Source organism: Streptomyces sp. NPDC058470 (assembly GCF_042721055.1).
Lineage (GTDB): Bacteria > Actinomycetota > Actinomycetes > Streptomycetales > Streptomycetaceae > Streptomyces.
The window spans coordinates 1-19,049 of the sequence record NZ_JBHXMF010000103.1 but is presented as its reverse complement, the minus strand read 5'-3'; the positions used below and the strand labels follow the sequence as shown (position 1 = coordinate 19,049).

The 19,049-nt window shown below is 67.5% G+C and carries 16 protein-coding genes; 9 read left to right on the top strand and 7 right to left on the bottom strand.

Going from position 1 to position 19,049, the window contains the following annotated elements; translation table 11 throughout:
* Positions 1-48: 48 nt before the first annotated feature.
* Positions 49-987, bottom strand: a complete 939-nt coding sequence (locus ACFWP7_RS41155; RefSeq protein ID WP_384393262.1) for a lipocalin family protein — start codon at positions 985-987, stop codon at positions 49-51.
* A 412-nt stretch (positions 988-1,399) separates the two neighbouring features.
* Between ACFWP7_RS41155 and ACFWP7_RS41150 the strand changes: the two genes are divergently transcribed.
* Positions 1,400-2,170: a TetR/AcrR family transcriptional regulator gene (locus ACFWP7_RS41150; protein WP_384393259.1), complete on the top strand. Its 771-nt coding sequence runs from the start codon at positions 1,400-1,402 to the stop codon at positions 2,168-2,170.
* 62 nt (positions 2,171-2,232) lie between these two features.
* Here ACFWP7_RS41150 and ACFWP7_RS41145 read toward each other — a convergent pair whose 3' ends face one another.
* The 5 genes from ACFWP7_RS41145 to ACFWP7_RS41125 are packed head-to-tail and all read right to left on the bottom strand — an operon-like array spanning position 2,233 to position 6,721.
* Positions 2,233-2,949 carry an ABC transporter ATP-binding protein gene (locus ACFWP7_RS41145; RefSeq protein ID WP_384393256.1) on the bottom strand — a complete coding sequence of 239 codons (717 nt, stop codon included), beginning with the start codon at positions 2,947-2,949 and terminating at the stop codon, positions 2,233-2,235.
* Between the two features lie 3 nt (positions 2,950-2,952).
* Positions 2,953-3,684, bottom strand: a complete 732-nt coding sequence (locus tag ACFWP7_RS41140) for an ABC transporter ATP-binding protein (protein WP_384393253.1) — start codon at positions 3,682-3,684, stop codon at positions 2,953-2,955.
* Entirely contained in the window at positions 3,681-4,730 is a 1,050-nt protein-coding gene (locus ACFWP7_RS41135; protein WP_384393250.1) for a branched-chain amino acid ABC transporter permease, read from the bottom strand. The genes ACFWP7_RS41140 and ACFWP7_RS41135 overlap by 4 nt, the downstream gene beginning before the upstream one ends.
* Complete coding sequence (locus ACFWP7_RS41130; RefSeq protein ID WP_384393247.1) at positions 4,730-5,605, bottom strand: branched-chain amino acid ABC transporter permease; 876 nt, start codon at positions 5,603-5,605, stop codon at positions 4,730-4,732. Before ACFWP7_RS41130 ends, ACFWP7_RS41135 begins: the two co-directional genes overlap by 1 nt.
* Before the next feature lie 3 nt (positions 5,606-5,608).
* Entirely contained in the window at positions 5,609-6,721 is a 1,113-nt protein-coding gene (locus ACFWP7_RS41125) for an amino acid ABC transporter substrate-binding protein (RefSeq protein WP_384393244.1), read from the bottom strand.
* A gap of 1,085 nt (positions 6,722-7,806) precedes the next feature.
* Here ACFWP7_RS41125 and ACFWP7_RS41120 point away from each other — a divergent pair.
* Positions 7,807-9,123 (top strand): extracellular solute-binding protein, encoded by a 1,317-nt coding sequence (locus ACFWP7_RS41120; RefSeq protein WP_384393241.1) that lies wholly within the window; start codon positions 7,807-7,809, stop codon positions 9,121-9,123.
* An 81-nt stretch (positions 9,124-9,204) separates the two neighbouring features.
* On the opposite strand, the gene ACFWP7_RS41115 is transcribed toward ACFWP7_RS41120, so the two are convergent.
* Entirely contained in the window at positions 9,205-12,405 is a 3,201-nt protein-coding gene (locus ACFWP7_RS41115; protein ID WP_384393238.1) for a GH92 family glycosyl hydrolase, read from the bottom strand.
* A gap of 521 nt (positions 12,406-12,926) precedes the next feature.
* On the opposite strand from ACFWP7_RS41115, the gene ACFWP7_RS41110 reads away from it, so the two are divergent.
* From ACFWP7_RS41110 to ACFWP7_RS41080, 7 genes are all read left to right on the top strand, one after another.
* Positions 12,927-14,108: an ATP-binding protein gene (locus ACFWP7_RS41110; RefSeq protein WP_384393264.1), complete on the top strand. Its 1,182-nt coding sequence runs from the start codon at positions 12,927-12,929 to the stop codon at positions 14,106-14,108.
* On the top strand, positions 14,105-14,512 hold the full coding sequence (locus tag ACFWP7_RS41105) for a roadblock/LC7 domain-containing protein (protein WP_384393235.1): 408 nt from the start codon (positions 14,105-14,107) through the stop codon (positions 14,510-14,512). Before ACFWP7_RS41110 ends, ACFWP7_RS41105 begins: the two co-directional genes overlap by 4 nt.
* Positions 14,509-14,886: a DUF742 domain-containing protein gene (locus ACFWP7_RS41100; protein WP_384393232.1), complete on the top strand. Its 378-nt coding sequence runs from the start codon at positions 14,509-14,511 to the stop codon at positions 14,884-14,886. The genes ACFWP7_RS41105 and ACFWP7_RS41100 overlap by 4 nt, the downstream gene beginning before the upstream one ends.
* Complete coding sequence (locus ACFWP7_RS41095) at positions 14,861-15,454, top strand: ATP/GTP-binding protein (protein ID WP_384393229.1); 594 nt, start codon at positions 14,861-14,863, stop codon at positions 15,452-15,454. Before ACFWP7_RS41100 ends, ACFWP7_RS41095 begins: the two co-directional genes overlap by 26 nt.
* An 8-nt stretch (positions 15,455-15,462) precedes the next feature.
* Positions 15,463-16,809 carry a cytochrome P450 gene (locus tag ACFWP7_RS41090; RefSeq protein ID WP_384393226.1) on the top strand — a complete coding sequence of 449 codons (1,347 nt, stop codon included), beginning with the start codon at positions 15,463-15,465 and terminating at the stop codon, positions 16,807-16,809.
* A 352-nt stretch (positions 16,810-17,161) separates the two neighbouring features.
* A complete protein-coding gene (locus ACFWP7_RS41085; protein ID WP_384393223.1) occupies positions 17,162-17,581 on the top strand; it encodes a hypothetical protein in 420 nt (139 codons plus the stop codon).
* A 289-nt stretch (positions 17,582-17,870) separates the two neighbouring features.
* Positions 17,871-19,010: a tryptophan dimethylallyltransferase family protein gene (locus ACFWP7_RS41080; RefSeq protein WP_384393220.1), complete on the top strand. Its 1,140-nt coding sequence runs from the start codon at positions 17,871-17,873 to the stop codon at positions 19,008-19,010.
* Positions 19,011-19,049 lie beyond the last annotated feature (39 nt).

Here is a 19,049-nt window from a genome sequence, read left to right as displayed (position 1 = left end):
GCGGCACACCGCTCTCCCGATCCGCTGTCCCGGTCCGGACGGGTTCGGTCAGAGGTGGGGGAAGATCTCGGTGTACCCGACGCCGGTCACCGGCGAGCCGCCGATGTTGCCGCTCACGGATACGGAGCCTTCCCAGTAGGCGAGGCCCTGGGTGGACAGGAGGTCGACCTCCTGATTGACCAGGTTCGGTGTGACGGTCAAGCTCCCGCCCGGCACGGTGACCTGCCATCCCGAGCTGTACGTGATGCCCGACGTGGGGCTGGTCCATGAGCCCGTGGCCGTGTCACTGAGCTTGGCCGGGTCCAGGTTCGTGGTCCTGCCGAAGGAGTCGACCAGGGTGCCGATGGTCTCGACGATCGCCCCGTCCCGGTCGCGGATGAAGTACAGCATGTACTGCTTCCCGTTGGTCAGCTGGACGCTGAACCAGTCCCAGCCGGCGCCGGTTTCGAAGTCGAACGCACCCCACTGGTGGTCCGACCACGACAGCCCGGTGACCTTCACCGGAACGCCGTGGTCGACGATCGTCCCGCTGGCGAGCAGGGACGTCCATGAGTAGTACTTCGACGTGCCAAGGGGCCCGTACGGGATGGTGCCGCTGTCGCCGTGCAAGGCGGCCGGCTTCGTGGTCTGGAGCTGGAGGTCCAGCGCGTAGTCGGGCAGGGCGGCATGCAGCTTGCTCTTGCCGGATCCTCCGCTCATCGTCCATTCGCCGGTGTGCAGCGAGAAGGTGCCGGGCGTACTGGGGACCGGATAGGAGTCCTGCCGGCCGTCGTACTGGAACGTGCCCCGGGTGAGATCGGTGATGGCGAAGTGCCCGAAGTACACGGGCACCGGCGCCAGTTCGAGGAACTGGAAGACCACCTGCTCGAATCCGTAGCAGTGCACGCGTCCGGCCGGGTCCACGCCCGAGAGATGCCCGACGTAGTACCACCACTCGTCCGGATCCTGGTGGGGAGCCTCGTCCTTGGGGATCTGGACGCTGCTCACTCGGTCCCGCGTCGCAGTGGACGATGCGGACGCCTGACCCGGCGCGCTCGAGCTCGTGCAGGTGCTCGCGGTTCCAGTGCTGTCGGTCGCGGCCTGCACCGGCCCGGTCGCGGTGACCTGCAAGGCCAGAGCGACCACCGCACAGACCGCGAGCCACGGTGTAGCAAGACGAGCACGTACTCCCATGGGTTGCCACCCTCCGGAATCGGATACAGTGAACCCAGAGCGGGAACACTGTTGCCATGGACATTAAGAGTGACCCAAGACCCGGTCAACCCTTCGCGCACGCCCAACTGGAAGTGGGAAATCCACCCAAATGAGAAGCGGGAAAAGGGGTTTGCGGGCGACCGCGTCGGCCTCGGGGACCATGATCAGGACCAGACACATGTCCCGCCATGGGTACATTGTTCCTGTGACAGGAACACAAGCGCATGAGACGGGCGATGACTGGCAGGACCTGAGGGCCCCGGGCTCGCCGGCCTGGTGGGCCGCCCGCCAGGGCAGGGAGGAGCCGTCCCGACGCCCGCCCATCACGCTGGACCGCATCGTCGCCGGTGCCCTCGCGTTCATCGACCGCGAGGGACTGGCCGCACTGAGCATGCGGAACCTGGCAGCCGAACTGCAGACGGGCACGACCACGCTCTACCGGTACGTCGCCGGCAAGGACGAGGTGCTGGTGCTGGTCGCCGACGCGGTGCTGGGCGAGGCACAGCTCCTCCGCCCCGTGGACGGGCTGGGGTGGCGCGGGGTCCTGGAGGAACTGGCCCGCTCCATGCGGAGGGTGCTGAGCGCCCACCCGAGCGTCGCCACCCTGCTCGCCACCGCGATCCCGGTCGGCCCGAATTCGCTGCGCGCCAGGGAACTGGCCCTCGGCGTCCTGCGCGAGCGCGGCTTCGACCAGGCTCTGGCGGCCGACGTCTACACCGCGCTGGCCCATCAGGTGTTCGCCTCGGTCCTACAGGAATCGACCGACGACTTCCGCACCGGGGGCCTGGGGGCTTCGAAGAGCCTGACGCTGCGCGACTTCTACCGCTCGTTGCCCCCCGAGCAGTTCCCGCAACTGGTGGAGCTCGCCGACGCGCTGACATCACGTACCGGCACCGAGGAGTTCGAGTTCGGACTGCAGTGCTTCCTGGACGGCGTCGAGCTGCGGCTGCGGCGGGCCGCCGAACCGGAGAACTGATCGCCACCACCGAACAGTTCATCGCTCGTCCTTGTCCGAGGCGTCGGGACGCGCCGAGATCGTCAGGACGCGCCGAGATAGAGACGTCCGACCTCGGGGCTGTCGAGGAGCTGGTCGGCGGGAGCGGCCAGTCGGATGACACCGGCCTCCAGTACGGCTCCGTTCTGGGCGACGGCCAGCCCTGAACGCGCGTTCTGCTCGACGAGCAGGATGGTCCGCCCGTCGCGGCGGAGCTCGTCGAGGATCCCGAAGACCAACCTGCGTGCCCGCGGTTCCAGGCCGATCGACGGCTCGTCGAAGCAGAGAACGGGAGGGTCGAGCATCATGCTCCGGGCGATCTCCACGGTCTTCTGCTCGCCGCCGGACAGGGAGCCCGCCAGATCGTGACGGCGTCGGGCGACGATCGGGAAACGCTGCACGATCTCGGTGGCCCGCCGCGCGACGGCGTCGCGGTCGTGGTTGATGTACGCGCCCATGAGGACGTTGTCCCAGACCGACATGGCCGGAAAGAGGCTGCGTTCCTGGGGCACGTGGGCGACGCCGTGACCGAGCATGGCCGAGGGCGAGCAGCCGGTGACCTTCCGCCCGGCGAGCATGACGTGACCGGCCCGCGGGGCGAGCAGGCCGCTGATGACCCGCAGGACCGTCGACTTGCCGGAGCCGTTCGGCCCGATGAGGCAGGTGATCCGGCCCGCGGGCACGTCGAGGTCGAGACCGCGCAGGATGTCACCCTGGCCATAGCCGGCGACGATGCCGTGCAGCTCCAGCCCTGCGTCCATGGGTCAGTCTCCTAGGTAGGCGTCAAGGACACGGGGGTCGTTCTGGACCTTCTCCGCGGTCGCACATGCGAGGGGGCGGCCGCGGTCCAGCACGATGACGGGATCGCACAGCCGCATCACGAACCGCATCTCGTGCTCCACGATCAGGAAGGTGACGCCCTGGGCGTGCCGTCGGCGGATGTGCTGCTCCATCGCCTCGACCATGACCGGGTTGACCCCGGCGGTGGGTTCGTCGAGCAGGACGAGGAGCGGCTCGGCCATGAGCACGCCCGCGAACTCGAGCAGTTTGCGTTGTCCGTACGACAGCTGCGCGGCGGGCCTGTCGGCATGGGCCGCCAGGCCGAACTCGTCGAGAAGCTCCTCGGCACGCAGCCGGTCCCGGCCGGGCACGCGGCGGCGGAGCAGGGCGTGCCAGGGTTGGCTGCGGCTGAGCACGATGTTCTCCAGCACCGAAAGGCCGGGAAAGACCCGCGCCTGCTGGAAGGTGCGGGCGAGGCCGAGCCGCTGCAGACGGCACGGGTCGGGACGGCGAATCGCGCGCCCGCGAAAGGTCAGTCGGCCCGACTCGGCACGCTGGTAGCCGGTGATCACGTTGAACGCCGTTGTCTTTCCGGAGCCGTTGGGTCCGATGAGGGCGCTCACCGACCCTTCGGCGACTTCGAAGCCGCACTCGTCGAGGGCTCGGACTCCTCCGAACGACTTGGTGAGCCCCTCCACCCTGAGCAGCGTGCTCATCCTTGCCCTCCTCGGGTCGAGACGGGGCCCACCGCGGCCCGGTCACGCCGTGCGTGAGCGCGGTACGCCGATCGGAGCCGCCGCAGGTGCCGGGTGGCCGACGGGACGATCCCGTCCGGGAGGAGGTAGATGACCAGGAGGAACAGGGCTGCGTACGCGATGAGGTAGAGCTGGCTCGCCCCGTAGCGGTAGGCGAAGTACTGCTGGGCGGGGACGATCAGAGCCGCGCCGACGACCGGGCCCCACAAGGTGCGCCGCCCACCGAGGAATGCCATGAGGACGGCGCCGAGCGAGAGCAACGGATCGAAGGCGAAAGGCGGATACACGTAGGTGATGTAGTACGCCCACACCGCCCCGAAGCCTGCGGTGAGGCCGGCGCTCAGCGCGAAGGCGACCATCTTGACCAGCTCGGTCTGTACGCCGAGCCCTCGGGCGCGGTCTTCGTCGTCGCGTACGGCATTGAGCGCGAGCCCCAGCTTGCTGGTCCGCACCACCCAGCAGACGGCCACGGTCAGCGCGAGCAGGGCGGCCATCGCGTAGTAGAAGGGCCGCTCGAAGGTGGCCACGCCGAACGGCGCTAACGGCACGGGCAGACCTTCGGAACCCTTCGTCAGACCGCGGACGTTGTAGACCAGCGTCGCGACCATGAACATCACCGTGATGCTCAGCACCGCGAAGGCGGCGGCCCGCGTCCGCAGCAGCAGCCGCGCGACAGGCAGCACCGCCAGCGCGGTGGCGACGACGATGGGGAGGACGAGGAGAAAGGGGCGATAGCCGCTGCCGACGCCGAGATGCGGGGCGGTGATGGCCATCGCATAGGCGCCGATGCCGAAGAAGGCACCGTGGCCGAGGGCGGGGTAGCCGGCGTAACCGCCCAGCAGGTTCCAGGCACAGGCGAGACCCGCGTACATCACCGTGAACACGAGCAGACTGACCTGCCAGTGCCCGGCGAAGACCAGGGGGAGCACGGCGAGGAACACGACGAACGCTGTCGCGTGTGCGGCGCTCGCCGGTTGGATCCGCGGTTCGGTGCTGCGCCGAGCCATCAGGCCGCCCCTCGTAGTCGCTGCCCGAACAGGCCCTGCGGTCGGAAGGTGAGGACGGCGAAGAGGACGACGAGGAAGGAGAAGGAGGACCAGTCCGGTGAGATGTTGACGGCCACGACCGATTCGATGACGCCGAGAATGACCGCGGCCACGATGGTTCCCGGGAAGCTCGCCATTCCGCCGAGCACGCCGATGGCCAGGAGCTTGTTCAACAGGTCGAGTTGGCTGTTGCCGCTGAAGGGAATGACCATGCCGAACACGGCTCCGGCGGCCCCCGCCGCGGCCACTCCCAAGCCCATCGCGATGGCCGAGACCCGTTCCACGTCCACGCCGAGCAGCCGTGCGGCGTCCGGATTCTGGGTGGTGGCCCGCAGTGCCCGGCCGAACTTGGTGTGCTGGCGGATCAGGTGCAGTGCGCCCAGGACCGCCACCGCGAGGAGGAAGGCGAAGAACCGCACCGCCGGGACCTGGTAGCCGAGCACGGTCCAGGAGTCGTTCGCGTACGACGTGGCGATCACCCGGGTGTCGGTCTTGTAGAAGAAGTCCAGCACCCCCTGTATCCCGATGCCCAACGCGAAGAGAACGAGCAGAGAGAGTTCGGCGCCGGATCTGCTGAGCCGCCGCAGCAGGACGATGTGGATGGCGCTGCCGAAGACGAACATCGCCGGCACGAGCACCAGGACCGAGAGGAAGGGGTCGAGCCCGAAGTCCTGGAAGAGCGTGTAGCTGAGGTAGGAGCACATGATCGCGAAGATCGCCTGGGCGAAGTTCACGGTGCGGGTGACCCCGAAGATCATCGCCTGGCCGCCGGCGAGCAGCGCGTAGACGCCGCCGATCAGGATTCCCACGATGGTGGCCTGCACGAACAGATGCACGACTCACCCGCCCCAGGAGGGCTTGGCGATCGGGTCGGCGAGGGCCTCGTCCGTCGGGTACACCGGCGTGAGTCGGCCGTCGATCCACTGCACGACGATGTTCTGGCCCTGGGGAGCTCCGTTCGCGTCCCAGCGGAGGTCGCCCACCAAGGTGGGCCAGGTGCCCTCGTGGAGGGCCGCGATGATGGTCTTGTTGTCGACCTTCTTCTCTCGCTCCGCCACCAGTTCGAGGAGCTGGCCGCAGGCGAACGCCTCGGCCGCGGCGGAGTCGATGTCTTCCGCCTTGCCTCCGTGCTTCTCCGTGTAGGCCTTGATGAAGTCGGGGGTGCCGACCGTCTTGGCGGTCGGGAACCAGTCGCCGGTGCTGAAGATCCCCTCCGCGTTGGCCGCTCCGATCTTCGAGGGGAAGGACGGGGAGTTCGGGCCACCGGTGAAGAACAGGTATTTCGGCGTCCAGCCGGACTGGACCATGCCCTTGACCTCGGCGACGGCGTCGGGGCCGCCGGTCCCCGAGACGATGAGCTCGGGCTTCTCCTCGACGAGCCTGGTCACGACGGGGCTCAGGTCGACGGTTTCGGCCGAATAGGTCTTGGAGTACACCGTCTTGACACCGGCGCGCTCCAGTCGTTCGCGGATCCGCGCGACGATCGGCGAGGTGAACGGGTTGTCGGCCGTCGGGTAGGCACCTGTCTTCGGCCGTCGGTCCGCGGGCAGCGAGAGAATGTACTCGGCGAAGGCATCGCCGGAGTTCACGATCGGCGCGGGCTGGACGAAGAACAGGTTGCGCATTTTCAGGTCGAATACCTGAGGAGCCCCACCTGACGGTTCGATGAACGCGTAGTCGAAACGCTTCGCGACTCCCGCCGCCGGGATGGTGAGCAGGCTGGAGAAGGGGCCGAACACCAAATCGACGCGATCACGGGTGATCAGGTTCTGGTAGTTGGTGACCGCCTGAGTCGGGTTCGACGCATCATCGACGATCTTCAGGCTGACCTTCCGTCCGAGCAGGCCCCCCTTCTCGTTGACCGTGTCGGCCCACAACTCGTAGCCCTTCTTCGCCGGTTCGGCCAGCTCGGCGAAGTCACCCGACAGCGACAGGGACGCCCCGATGACCAACGGCGTGGAGTCGTCCGAACCCTCCCCCTCCGGGGTTGAGTTCGAGCACGCACACACCATCAACAATGCCGCCGTCAAGCACGCCGACAGGGCTCGACCAGGCCTTTTCACAGTTCTCACCATGCTCTGCCCGCCATCTTCCCGGTACACCCCTCCCGGAATGGGAACAGTGTTGCCGTGAAGTTACTGCTGTACCCAAACTCGGTCAAGGTTCTCAACAGCCCTTGAAAGGACGGGTGGTCGGCGGACCCTGGCGCACGTCGGCCACGAGCGGACGGCACTGACGGGTGCGGTCGTCACACTCCGCCGCACGGGGTCAGCGGCCGAGACGGCCACAGGGAACGGGGAGCGCCGGCCCGTCTTCGGCGGTGAATTCTCATTGCGTTCCTGGGATTCTCCTTTGAGTTTGCTGAGAATCCTGCACGGCCCCTTGATGCCCTGGAGCTCCCTAGTAGGTTTCTGTGGTCCCGCTATCCGGTCCAGATCGACCCACCCGACGGAGGAATGTGGCCATGACGCGAATAATCCGCGGCGAAGGCCGGCCCGGACGTCTGGATCACCGGTCGCCAGGGCCGTTTCCCGGCGAGCGATCGCGCGATATCGCCCAGTTCGGCCTCGCGCCGTTGTCCGGGGCCCGTGGCGTCGCTCCCAGGGTCTTCACCATCGGCACGCCCGGTCACAACAATTCGCCTACGCTGTAGGGATGTTCGGTGGTCGACGAAGGTACATGGCGCGGAGACGCAGTTCGCGTGGAAGGCGTGGACGAGCAGCCTCGTCCGGCGCGGTTCCGGCGGCTGAGCTCGCATTCCGACTTCTGGCGATTACACCTCACCCAAAGATATGCATTTCAATTCCGCCGAGCAAATCCTGGGCCGCGGAATCACCATTTCCCATGCGGAGATATTGGCAGCGATAGGCGGCCCCACGTCACTCGGTCATGAGGCTTGCTCAGTCCGTTACTGAATCCATCGCTCAGCCCATGACCAAGTCCATTACACAGTCCGTTCCGAATAAGGAGCACGATGTCCTCCCGCCACTCCAATCGACCTGACGGCGCCGCGTCCCAGGACCCCAAACCTGGCCGCGTGTGGACGCGCCGGACCCTGTTCCGGGGAACCACCGCTGCCGCCGGGCTGGCCACCGTCGGGGGCGCCCCCGCCTACGCGGCGTCGACCAGCACGGAGGTCTCCGGCGCCGAGGCGGCTCCGGCAGGCGTCACACTCAAGGTGCTGGTCAATACGCCGCATCTCGCAACGTACAACAATATCCTGGCCCCCCGTTGGGAGCAGCAGACCGGTGGCACGCTGGTGGCGACGGCGGTCCCGTACGACCAGTTGATCGCCATGCAGATAGAGGACGCGCAGAGCGGGACCGGCGAGTACGACATCTTCGACTACTTCTATTACGGGCTGGGTTCGCTGGTGGAGGCCGACGCTCTGGTCGACATCACCAGCTGGATCGCCCGGCACAAGGAACTCAAGACCCGCGACTACCTGCCGTCCATCTACGACCCCTACACCCTCTACGAGGGCCGGCGCTACGGCCTGCCGTTCGACGGCTGCCAGCACCTCGTCTACTACAACACCGAGCTCTTCGACCGCTACGACCTCCAGCCGCCGACGACCTGGGACGAGTACGACGCCGCGGCGAAGAAGATCACCCAGGGCGGCGGTGGCGAGTACTACGGAGCCGCCGTGCAGGCCCAGCCGGCCGCACTGCTTCTGGGCTGCGCCTTCATCAACCGGCTCGTCGGGTACGGAGGCACCCTCGTCAGCCCCTCCGGCAGGCCGACCCTCACCAGCGACGCCGCGCTGGCCGCCGCCCAGCACCTGATCGACATCAACCAGTACGCGCTGCCCTCACCGCTCACCACCGGATTCTCCACCGCGAACAACGCCTATCTCGCCGGCCAGGTCGCGATGATCGAAACCTGGTCGGGTATGGCCCAGCGTGCCGCCGACCCCGCCCTTTCGAAGATCTCCGACAAGTGGAGCGCGGTCGCCATCCCGGTGGGTGGGAGCAACACGACGCACCGTACGCCGCTCAACAACGGCTACGGGCTCGGCGTGTCGACCGCTTCCAGGCACCAGGCCGAGGCCTTGGCGTTCGCGGCGTGGGCGACGAGCCCTGAGGAGGTGCTCGTACAAGCGACCACGCCGAACAGCGCCATCGACCCCAACCGCACGAGTGTCCTGTACGACCCCTCCTACGCGGCGGCCACTCCGACCGCCTTCGAGCTCATCCGCGACGGCCTGGACGTCCACCCGCCCGTTGCCTGGCCCAAGGACGCCGCCGCTCCGCAGAACCTGCAGCTGCTGTGCGATCAACTCGCCCTGGCCATCACGGGCGAGCAGACGGCCAGGACGGCTCTGCGCAACGCGCAGGCCTCCTGGGAATGGTGAGGTGAGCGTCGGTCGTCCGACGTGAGAGGGGTCTTCACCAGCGTCAGCCGGTGAAGACCCCTCAGTCGTATGCCGGTTCGGTCAGCCGACGCCGATGCCGAACAGGTGCGTGTTCACGCTCTTCGGCAGCGTGACCGACGCGATCCGCTTGCCCTCGGGTGCCTCGAAGGGCTTGGTGGCGAAGACGTACGCGGGACCGGCATGGCCCGGATTGCGGTACTCGGTCTTGGCCACCACGGTGTTGTCGAAGACGGGTTGGGAGCCGCCACCGGGGTACACCCAGTCGCCGAACGACAGGTCGGTCTGCTCCGTACTGCCGTCGGTGAAGGTGACCGTGGCCGTCGTCCGCACGTCCCCGTAGATCGCCGCGCCCACGAACACCAGCCGTTGTGCGTCCGCGAGGTCGACGGTCTGACCGTCCGCGTAGAGGTGGTCGGGGCGGCCGGCCGGGGAGTCCGGCCAGGTGAGGGTGGTGCCCGAAACCTCCACCTGGGCGCCGGGGTTCAGGCCGGCGGCGGCCAGCGCCTGGCGGGAGTAACTGCCGCCGGAGCGGTCGAAGTCACCCTGCGAGGTGTCGGTGTCGCTGGAGACGGCGGTGGCGTTGTAGGCGGCGGGGAAGCTCCCCTCGGCGGCGACCTGGACGTAGACGGTCTGCTTGACCGCCGGGCCGGTGCCGCCGCGCACGGTCACCGGGATCTCGTAGAACCCGTCGGCCGTGGTCGGCCCCGCGGTGGCGGTGAATTCGACGCTGCCGGAGCCGCTGCTCCTGTCGAGCGTCAGCGTCTTCCTCTCCGCGCTCAGGCTCACTCCGTCCGGTGCCTCGGCGGTCACGGTGAGCTTGCGGTCCTGCCCGCTCAGCCGCTGCCCGTCCACGGTGAACGTCCCGGACTCGCCGGGCGCGACGGTGACCTGGTTGGGCGAGGCGCTCGCGAGGAAGGGTTCCTCACCCTCCCGGTACGACGGCGGCGCGGCCTTCGCGGAAGTCGCCCAGGTGGTGTCCGGGGTGTCGCTCAGCTTGAAGTCCAGCCTGGCGCCCTTGCTCACCACGTTCTGCGGCAGATAAGTACGTTCCCAGTTGGAGCCGTTGAGCTTGAGGTCGTGAACGTACTGGGTGTCCGCGGACGCCCCTGGCGCGCGGAGGTCGAGCGTGTGCCTGCCGGGCAGATCGAGCACCGCGCGCTCGAACAGCGGGCTGTGCACGGTGAGATCGGAGGTGCCGGGCGTCGCGGGATACAGGCCCAGGGCGGCCCACACGTACCAGGCCGACTGCGCGCCCAGGTCGTCGTTGCCGGGCTCGCCGTCCGGCGTGGGCCCGAAGAGCGTGGTGGCGACCTTGCGGACCGTCTCCTGCGTCTTCCACGGCTCGCCGAGGTAGTTGTACGCCCACGGCACGGCGAAGTTGGGCTCGTTGCCGGCCCACATGTAGGGCTCGTTGGGGCCGACATTGAGCTTGGTCAGGAAGGTGTCGAGCCGGTCGGCCGCCACCTCACGGCCGCCCATGGCGGTGGTCAGACCGGCCATGTTCTGCGGTACGAGCCAGTTGTACTGGGCGGCGTTCCCCTCGTCGAAGCCGCTCTGTCCGATCCCGGAGGTCGGGGCCTGGAAGGCGGGGCCGTCGGGGAAGAGCCCCTCCTCGGTGCGCGGCTGGAGGTAGTCGGTCGACGCGTTGAAGATGTTCTGCCAGTTCTGGCCGCGCCGAGTGAACTCGGCGGCGGTGTCGTCCTCGCCCACGGCCTCGGCGAGCTGCGCGATGGCGAAGTCGTCGATCGACCACTCCAGGGTGATGGAAGCACCGACGCGCTGGTGGTCGCCGCGCGCGGAGTCGTTGTTGGGCAGATAGCCGAGGTCGACGTAACTCTCGATGCCAGGGCGCTCCTTGTACGCGCCGGGCGTCTCGTCCACCGTCGTCGCACCCTTGACGAGATACTTCAACGCCGTTTCCACGTCGAAGTCACGTGCCCCGTAGGCGTACAACGCGGCCACCAGCGGCACGGAGTTGTCGCCGGTCATCTGGCTGGTGGACTGATTGGCCATCGGCCAGCGGGGCCACCAGCCGCTCTGTTCGGCGTCGTTGACGAGCGACTGCGCCATGTCGCTCGCCTCTTCGGGGAAGAGCATGGCCTGGAGCGGGGCCAGCGAGCGGTAGGTGTCCCAGTCGGAGAAGTTCGCGTACTGCGTGCGGCCCTTGGGCAGCGTGCGGATCTGGTCGTCGAAGCCGATGTAGCGGCCGTCGACGTCGTTGAAGGTGTTCGGGTGCATCAGCGAGTGGTAGAGCGAGGTGTAGAAGGTCTTGAGCTCACCCTCGTCCCGGCCGGCCACCCGCACCTTGCGCAGCGTGTCGGTCCACTGGTCGCGGGTCTGCTGCGCGATCGCGCCGAGGTCCCAACCGGGTATCTCCGCGGCCATGTTGGCCTGCGCCCCGGCCACGCTCACGTAGCTCATGGCCACCTTCGCCTGTACGGTGCGGTCCTCACCGGTCGCCGTGTCGAAGGTCAGATAGGCGCCGGCCCGCTTCGCGTCCACCGTGTCGCTGCCCGGCTGGACCGTCGAACCGTCCCAGGTGCCGTGCGCGGTGAACGGCTGGTCGAAGGTGATCGAGTAGTACAGCGTGTACGTGTTGGACTTGCCGCAGAAGTGCCCGGTCGTGGCGGAGCCCGTGACCTGGTTGTCGCCGACGATCCTCATGTCGGCCGCGTCGTTCCCGCCCAGGCTCGCGCCGCCCTTGACCAGCACCTGGGCGGCGTCCGTGGCCGGGAAGGTGAACGAGGCGAGCCCGGTCCGGGTCGTCGCGGTCAACTCGGCACGTACGTCGGAGTCCTGCAGCGTCACCGCGTAGTAGCCGGGCTCCGCCTCCTCGGTGTCGTGCGCGTACTTCTCGGTGCGGTCCCAGGGCGCGGAGCCGACGTCGCCCACCACGGGCAGGATCGGCACATCGCCGAAGGCGCTGCATCCGACGGAGGCGTGATCGAGGCTGAAGCCGCGGATCCGGTCGTTGTGGTACTGGTACCCGGCATAGCTGTTCTGGGTGTCGGGCGAGAACTGCATCATGCCGAACGGCGCTGCGGGACCGGGGAAGTTGTTGATCTCGCCGAAGGAACTGCCGCTCAGGCCGGTGCCGATGAACGGATCGACATAGTCGGCGGGGTCGTCGACGAGAGCGGCTGCCCCGGCGATTGTCGACAACGTTGTCGGCGCGGCCTCGGCGGCAGTGGCGAGGCTCACGAACAGTGCCGTCGCGGCGGCAACGGCACTGAGGGGGTGGCGGATTCTTCGACGTCTCACGGGGCGGTCTCCGGGGGTGGGGGGCTGCGCGGGGACAGCGCCACTTTCCCGGCGTGATCGTTCCTGAGTCAACCCCTGTGACAGGTGCGACGACGAGGTGACTCGCGCGCATGCCCTGCGCGCAGCCGAGGGGCCGTCGGACCGGAGGCCCGGCGCCGCCCCCCGTTTCCGATCGCAGCTCGCGGCTCCGGTCCGGACGGATCACTCCTCCTTCCTCGCTCCCCCCTGCGGGCTTCCCGGATTTGAATCGACATATAGACAGCCTCCCCGGTCGCCACCTCCCCGTGGAGGGGCGGGACTTGATAAGGCATCAAAGCCCTCCCGAATTGAACCTATTGACGGTCAGTCAAGTGTTCGTACAGTGATACGATCTGCGCACTTGCGGAGTGGGCAGATGGGTGCAAAACGACATCTCCGACTACGGGGACAGTCCGGGCGGTAACTCCGACGTCGGCAGTCCACCGGTCCACCGCATTGACGGAAATTCAGCAGCTGGCCGTCAGTCGCCTGAAGAGAGTCTTATGACGCATTACATACAGAACCCGAAATTCTGGGCTCTCCTTGTCGTCATCCTTGCCGCAATCGCCGTCATTGTTGCCCAACGCAGGGCGGCACGGGATTCGCGGCGGGAGATCGCAGAGCTCAGAGCTCGCCACTCAGAGCTGGAGAAGGATTACTCGCAATCCATTCTGGATTCCCAGGAACAAGCCCAGGAGCAAGCCCAGGAAGAAATCAGAACTGTTCTCAAGTCCGCCATGCGGACACTCCAGGTAACCGCCGCCGAGCAGCAGAAGATCATCTCTCAGCTGCAGGAGAAGTACGGGGATTCCGTAATTCTCCAGGACCTCTTGGAGATCGACCACACGAACTCACAGTTCGGACGGCGCGCCCAGTCCATCGCCGTATTGTGCGGCGGCTGGCTGGGGAACCGGCGTGAGGTCGCCTCGGTCTACGACGTGGTCCGCAGTGCGCAGGGGAGAATCCGCCACTTCCGGCGGGTGGACATTCTCTCGCAGGTCGACTTCGGCGTCACCAGCCGAGCCGTCGAACCCGTGGCACTGGCTCTCGCGGAACTCCTCGACAACGCAACCAGCTACTCCAGCCCGGACACCGTTGTCGAGATCAACATTCGTACCGTGCCCAAGGGGATCTGCATCGTCGTCGACGACGCCGGTGTCGGTATGAACGACGAGGAGAGGGCCAGGGCCACAAAACTCCTGTCGAGTGAGCGGGTTTCGGGTGTTTCAGGACTCGGCAACCCTCCGCAGTTCGGTTTCGCCGTGATCGGCGTGCTCTGCGAGCGCTTCGGCTTCGAGGTGTCCGTGGATTCCTCGTCCCCCTACGGGGGCGTGCGGTCGATTCTCCTGCTGCCGCACGAACTGCTCGCCGGCATGCCGGAGCCGAAGGCCCAGCCGCCCGCCGTCCCCGTTGCCACGGTGTCGGGTCCGATCGGAACCGAACCCACCCTGTCCGTGTCCCCGACCGCAGACGGTCTGCCGAGGCGACGCCGCAAGCGGCCGATGGCCGTCGTGCCGGGCACTCCGACGGCGTCGGGCACCTCGGCCCGTTCCGGCGCGGAGCGGGCAGCGATCTTCGGGGCCTTCCAACGAGGCACGACGTCCGGTCGAGACGCCGATCCGGACACGGCGGATCAGACGAGCGGCACACGTGGTGCAAGCAGCGAAGGACATGAGGTCTCGTGAACGACGATTCTGATCTGGCATGGATGCTCGACAGCGCCCTGGAGATACCCGGGGCCGTCCATGCGGTGCTGATTTCCGCCGATGGTCTGTTGATGACCCGAACAAAGGATCTCGACAGGGACGACGCGGACAGAGTTGCCGCCGCGATGAGCAGCATGCAGTCGTTGAGCCGCGCACTCGCGTTCTTCTGTGCCCACCCACAGCAGCAGTGGCGGCAGACGCTGGTCGAGTTCGACGGCGGCTGGGTCTTTCTGATCTCCGCCGGACCGGGCGCCTATCTCGCGGTCTCGGCCTCTCCCGACGTCGACATGGCGGACATCACCTTCCGGATGCAGCAGCTCGTCAGCCAGCTGGGCAAGGCGCTGACGACGCCGCCTCGCGCGGACCTCGGCGCCCCCTCATGAGGCGGCACGACGAAGGGGAGTTCGAGGCAGGGGAGTTGGTGCGGCCCTACGTCGTCACCAAGGGCCGCGGCCTCCCCGACGAGGCGAAGCTCTCGCTGATCACCCTGGTCACGGCGGTGGCCGACGAGCACCAGCGGCCGACCCGGCTCTCTCCCGAGGAGCAGCGGCTGCTGGACATCGCCGCCGTCGGCTACCTGTCGGTCGCCGAGGTCGCGGGGCACACGCAGTTACCTCTGGGCGTGGTGCGGATCGTTCTCTCCTCTCTCATCGAGGGCGGCTATCTCATTGCCCGGCCGCCCGTGGAACGTGCTGCCCTGGCTGACCAACAGATCCTGCAGGAGGTGCTGAATGGTCTCCGTTCAAGGTTTGGATGAAGAGGCCTACGTCCGTGACGGGGCGACGCAGACCGCGGTGAAAATCCTGGTCGTCGGGCATTTCGCGGTGGGCAAGACCACGTTCATCGGTTCGATATCGGAGATCGTTCCGCTGTCCACCGAGGAAACGATGACGCGGGCCGCGGAGACGGTCGACGACCTCAAGGGCGTCCAGGGCAAGACCACCACGACGGTCGCCATGGACTTCGGCCGCCTGACCATCAGCGATCGCGTCGTCCTCTATCTCTTCGGAACGCCCGGCCAGCAGCGTTTCGTTCAGATGTGGGAGGACATGGCCCGGGGCGCCCTGGGAGCGCTGGTGCTGGTCGACCCCGAACGGCTCGCGGACTCCTTCCCCGTGATCGACCTGATCGAGCAGTACGGACTCGACTACGCCATCGCCGTGAACCAGTTCACCGGTGTACCGATCCGTGACGAACACGCGCTGCGCGAGGCACTGGACCTTCTCGACGACACCCCGGTCGTCACCTGCGACGCGCGGGACGAGAAATCGTCGGCCGAAGCACTGATCACACTCGTCCGCCACTTGCAGGACCGTGCCCTCTAGGAGCAGAGATGGACGCTCAATCCGCCGCACCCGTGCCCCCGCCCGGATGCCCGGCCCACAACTCCGGCGGCCGTGTGCCGCTGTACGGGCCGGAGTTCGCGGCCGATCCGCAGGCGTACTACGAGTTCATGCGCCACTACGGACCGACCGCACCTGTGGAGCTGGCTCCGGGGGTCGAGGCGACCCTCGTCACGGACTACGCGGCAGCCCTGCAGCTACTGCAGGACTCCAGTTCGTTCCGCAAGGACGCCCGCCGCTGGCGGGACTTCAACGACGGCAAGATCCATCCGGACAGCCCGGTCGCGCCGCTCCTCGCGTACCGGCCCAACTGCATGTTCAGCGACGGCGCCGAGCATCTGCGGCTGCGCCAGGCGGTCACCGACAGCATGGCACGCGTGGACTCACGCCGGCTGGCCCGGAGCACGACGCAGGTGTCGGACTATCTCATGGCCCAGTTCAGCGCCCGTGGTTCGGCCGACCTGATCAGCGACTACGCCAAGCAGGTGCCGCTGTTCGTGTTCAACGAACTCTTCGGCTGCCCTGCCGAGATCGGCGACCGGGTTCTCTTCGGTATCTCCGGCATGTTCGACGGCGTCAACGCCGAGAAGGCGGCCGGGGTACTCTTCCAGGCCGTGGGCGAGCTGGTCACGCTCAAGCGGGCCAGGCCCGGAGACGACGTCACCTCATGGCTGATGCAGCACGAGTCGGAGCTGACCGACGAGGAAATGGTCTATCAGGTCGCGCTGCTCCTGTCCGCGGGGACCGAACCGCTGCGGAACCTTGTCGGCAACACCCTGCACCGCCTGCTCACCAACGACAAGTACGCCCACTCCGGCGGCCTGATCGAGGAAGCCCTCGAAGACACGCTGTGGGAAAACCCGCCCATGTCGAACTTCGCGCCGCACTACCCGGCATCCGACATGGAGTTCGCCGGGGGGAAGCTGGCGGCGGGCGATCTGGTCATGGTCAGTTTCGCGGCCGCCAACACCGGACCGGCGCTCTCGGCCGCACGTCAGGCGGGTAGCAGCCGGGCCCACCTGGCGTGGAGTGCGGGATCGCATGCGTGCCCGTCCAAGGACCCGGCCATGCACATCACCGTCACCGCCATCGAGAACCTGCTCAACCGGCTGCCCGACACCCGGCTCACCGTCCCGGAGGACAGCCTGACCTGGCGGCCCGGCCCCTTCAACCGGGCGCTGGCCACACTCCCCACCCGATTCACCCCGGTTCAGCCGGCGAGGCAGGCGTCCCCGCCGTCCCGGACGGAGGCGCCTGCGCGCGACAATGACGTCGCCGTCGCCCGCAAACCGGAACGCTCAGGGTGGAGCGGGTTCCTGTCCTGGTTGCGGGGGTGACGTACCCGGCATCCGTCAACTCCCCGTGACCGCATGAACCTTCGACCGCAGGGGTAGTGAGCACGCGGCGTTGGTGTCGGTGATGACGCAAGGGGTGCGCGGTGTTTCACCTATCCATCGGCGCCGCTTTCATCCAGCACTCCGCCGCGTTGCTCCGCCCCCGGTCGTACATGTTCAGGGAGCGTACGGACAGACCGTCCCCGGAACCCCACCGCACAAGCAGGCAGTCAAGGTACCCGCTCCCGCAGGCGGGTACCTTCTTGCGGTCAGGTCCCAGGTGCTGTGCTGCCTCAACAGGGCGGAGTCGAGGGGCGCCGCCTCCCGTTCCGCGCGTTTCTTTCGGAGGTATGACGTGATTCGCACGGAAACGGCCTGGGTGCTGTTCTTCGCCGGGCTCATCTTTGTGTGGGCCTTGATTCTCGGGGTGTGGAAATGGCTGCAGATGGCCACCTCGCCGGACGGCACGGCGCACCCGTACGTCGACATCGCACACAGATCCGCGCTGCTGTACTCCTTCGCGACGGGGCTCATCGCGGCATTCGTCCAACTGTCCGGCTGGCCGTCCGCGGTGAACGGCAGCGCAGCCGGGGCGATAGTCCTGCTGTTCGTTGTGACGATTGCGAACTATGTCCGACTCGCATGGCAGCGCGAGACCGACAACCAGATGCGCAACGCACCGCACAGCATGCGTTTTGTGCTGGCCACGCTGATCGCCGGTGAGATCGGCGGCTTCATCGTCCTCCTGGCCGGCTTCGCCAAAGCCCAGCTGTAGCCCTCGGCGGGCGGCGGCGGACCCGACGGCGGCAAGTGGAGGCAGTTACCGACCCCGTTGACAAGGTGATGTACACGACAACTGTCAGCTCCCCATTACTGCATGACAGTTCAACCTCACGGGTAGTGAGCAACGCGTCAGTTGAGCCGCTACCAGACACAGGGGGTGTCGTGTACCACATATCTGACAGCGTCGCGATCACGGTCCAACGCCTCAGACAGCAAGGCAAGATACCCGCCCCCGCAGGCGGGTATCTTCTTGTGCCCTCCGATGTACAGCGAGACAAACGGTGACCGCCGCCCGGCCAGGCGGCCGGAGCGGTTCAGGCGGGCCGACGCTCGGCGGGTTCACGGCGGGCCAGTTGATACGACTGTGCGACGTCGTGGGTCTGGAACCGGCCGACGCGGAGATCTACGCACGGGTACTCATCGAAGCCCTGGGTCCGTCGGCCAAGCGTCAGCTCGACCGGCCGCCGCCCTCGGAGAGTTTGCTCTCGGACGATCACACGCCGGTGGAGTTCTCGCTGTCCTTCCTGCCGAACGCGGTCCCGACGCTGCGCCTGCTGCTGGAACCGGGATGCGGTGCCCGCGGTCCGACGCAGAGCGGCCGCACGGGACTGCGCGTCGTCCGAGAGATGGCACAGCGCTGGAACTTCCCCACAGGCCAACTCGACGAGTTGGAAGACCTGTTCTTCCCTTCCACCGCCGAGGGCCCCTTCGCACTGTGGTGCGCGCTGGAGCTGCGCCCCGGAGGGGTGCCCAGGGTCAAGGTGTATCTGAACCCCGCGGCGTCCGGACAGGAGCACTCCGCCGGGACCGTACGAGAGGCCATGCGCCGACTTGGTCACCAGCGGGCGTTCGCAACCCTGCCCGAGGCGGACGGCTACCCGTACTTCGCCTTGGACCTGGGTGAGTGGGACACCCCCCGGGCAAAGGTCTACCTCCGGCACAACGACCTGTCGGCAGCAGAGGCCGGCCGCCTGCCCCGTATGAGCCCCGGCCCCGGATCCGCGGAGACCGAGGCGTTCTTCCGCACCGCAGCAGGTCTCAGGGCCGGCGCCGGGAAGGACACGGTGCCGGGCGGCCGGGGCGTGCAGTCCTGTCACGCCTTCACCGAGACGGCGTCCGGGCTGGCGAGCGGCTGCACGCTCTACGTCCCGGTCAGGGACTACGTGCGGCACGACGGGGAGGCTCTCGCCCGTGCGGAGGACGTACTCGAACGCCGCGGCATGGACACCGCCCCGCTTCTCCGGTCGCTGGAAGCCGTCACCTCGCGCTTGCCGCAGGACGGTGTGGGGCTCATCGCCTATCTCGCGCTCACCCAGCAGCACGGTCGGCCACCTCGGGTGACCACGTACATCTCCTCGGAGGCCTACGCTGCCCGGCCGCCGGTCACCCTGCCGCACCACCAGGTCGAAATGGTGCACTGAAGTACTCCTGCACCGGGCGAAGCTCCTGCCGGACGTGGT

Bases quoted from the DNA above. Each gene is read 5' to 3' on its own strand.
- ACFWP7_RS41145 (WP_384393256.1), bottom strand. From the start codon at position 2,949: ATGGACGCAGGGCTGGAGCTGCACGGCATCGTCGCCGGCTATGGCCAG.
- ACFWP7_RS41140 (WP_384393253.1), bottom strand. From the start codon at position 3,684: ATGAGCACGCTGCTCAGGGTGGAGGGGCTCACCAAGTCGTTCGGAGGA.
- ACFWP7_RS41135 (WP_384393250.1), bottom strand. From the start codon at position 4,730: ATGGCTCGGCGCAGCACCGAACCGCGGATCCAACCGGCGAGCGCCGCA.
- ACFWP7_RS41110 (WP_384393264.1), top strand. From the start codon at position 12,927: ATGACGCATTACATACAGAACCCGAAATTCTGGGCTCTCCTTGTCGTC.
- ACFWP7_RS41100 (WP_384393232.1), top strand. From the start codon at position 14,509: ATGAGGCGGCACGACGAAGGGGAGTTCGAGGCAGGGGAGTTGGTGCGG.
- ACFWP7_RS41095 (WP_384393229.1), top strand. From the start codon at position 14,861: ATGGTCTCCGTTCAAGGTTTGGATGAAGAGGCCTACGTCCGTGACGGG.
- ACFWP7_RS41090 (WP_384393226.1), top strand. From the start codon at position 15,463: ATGGACGCTCAATCCGCCGCACCCGTGCCCCCGCCCGGATGCCCGGCC.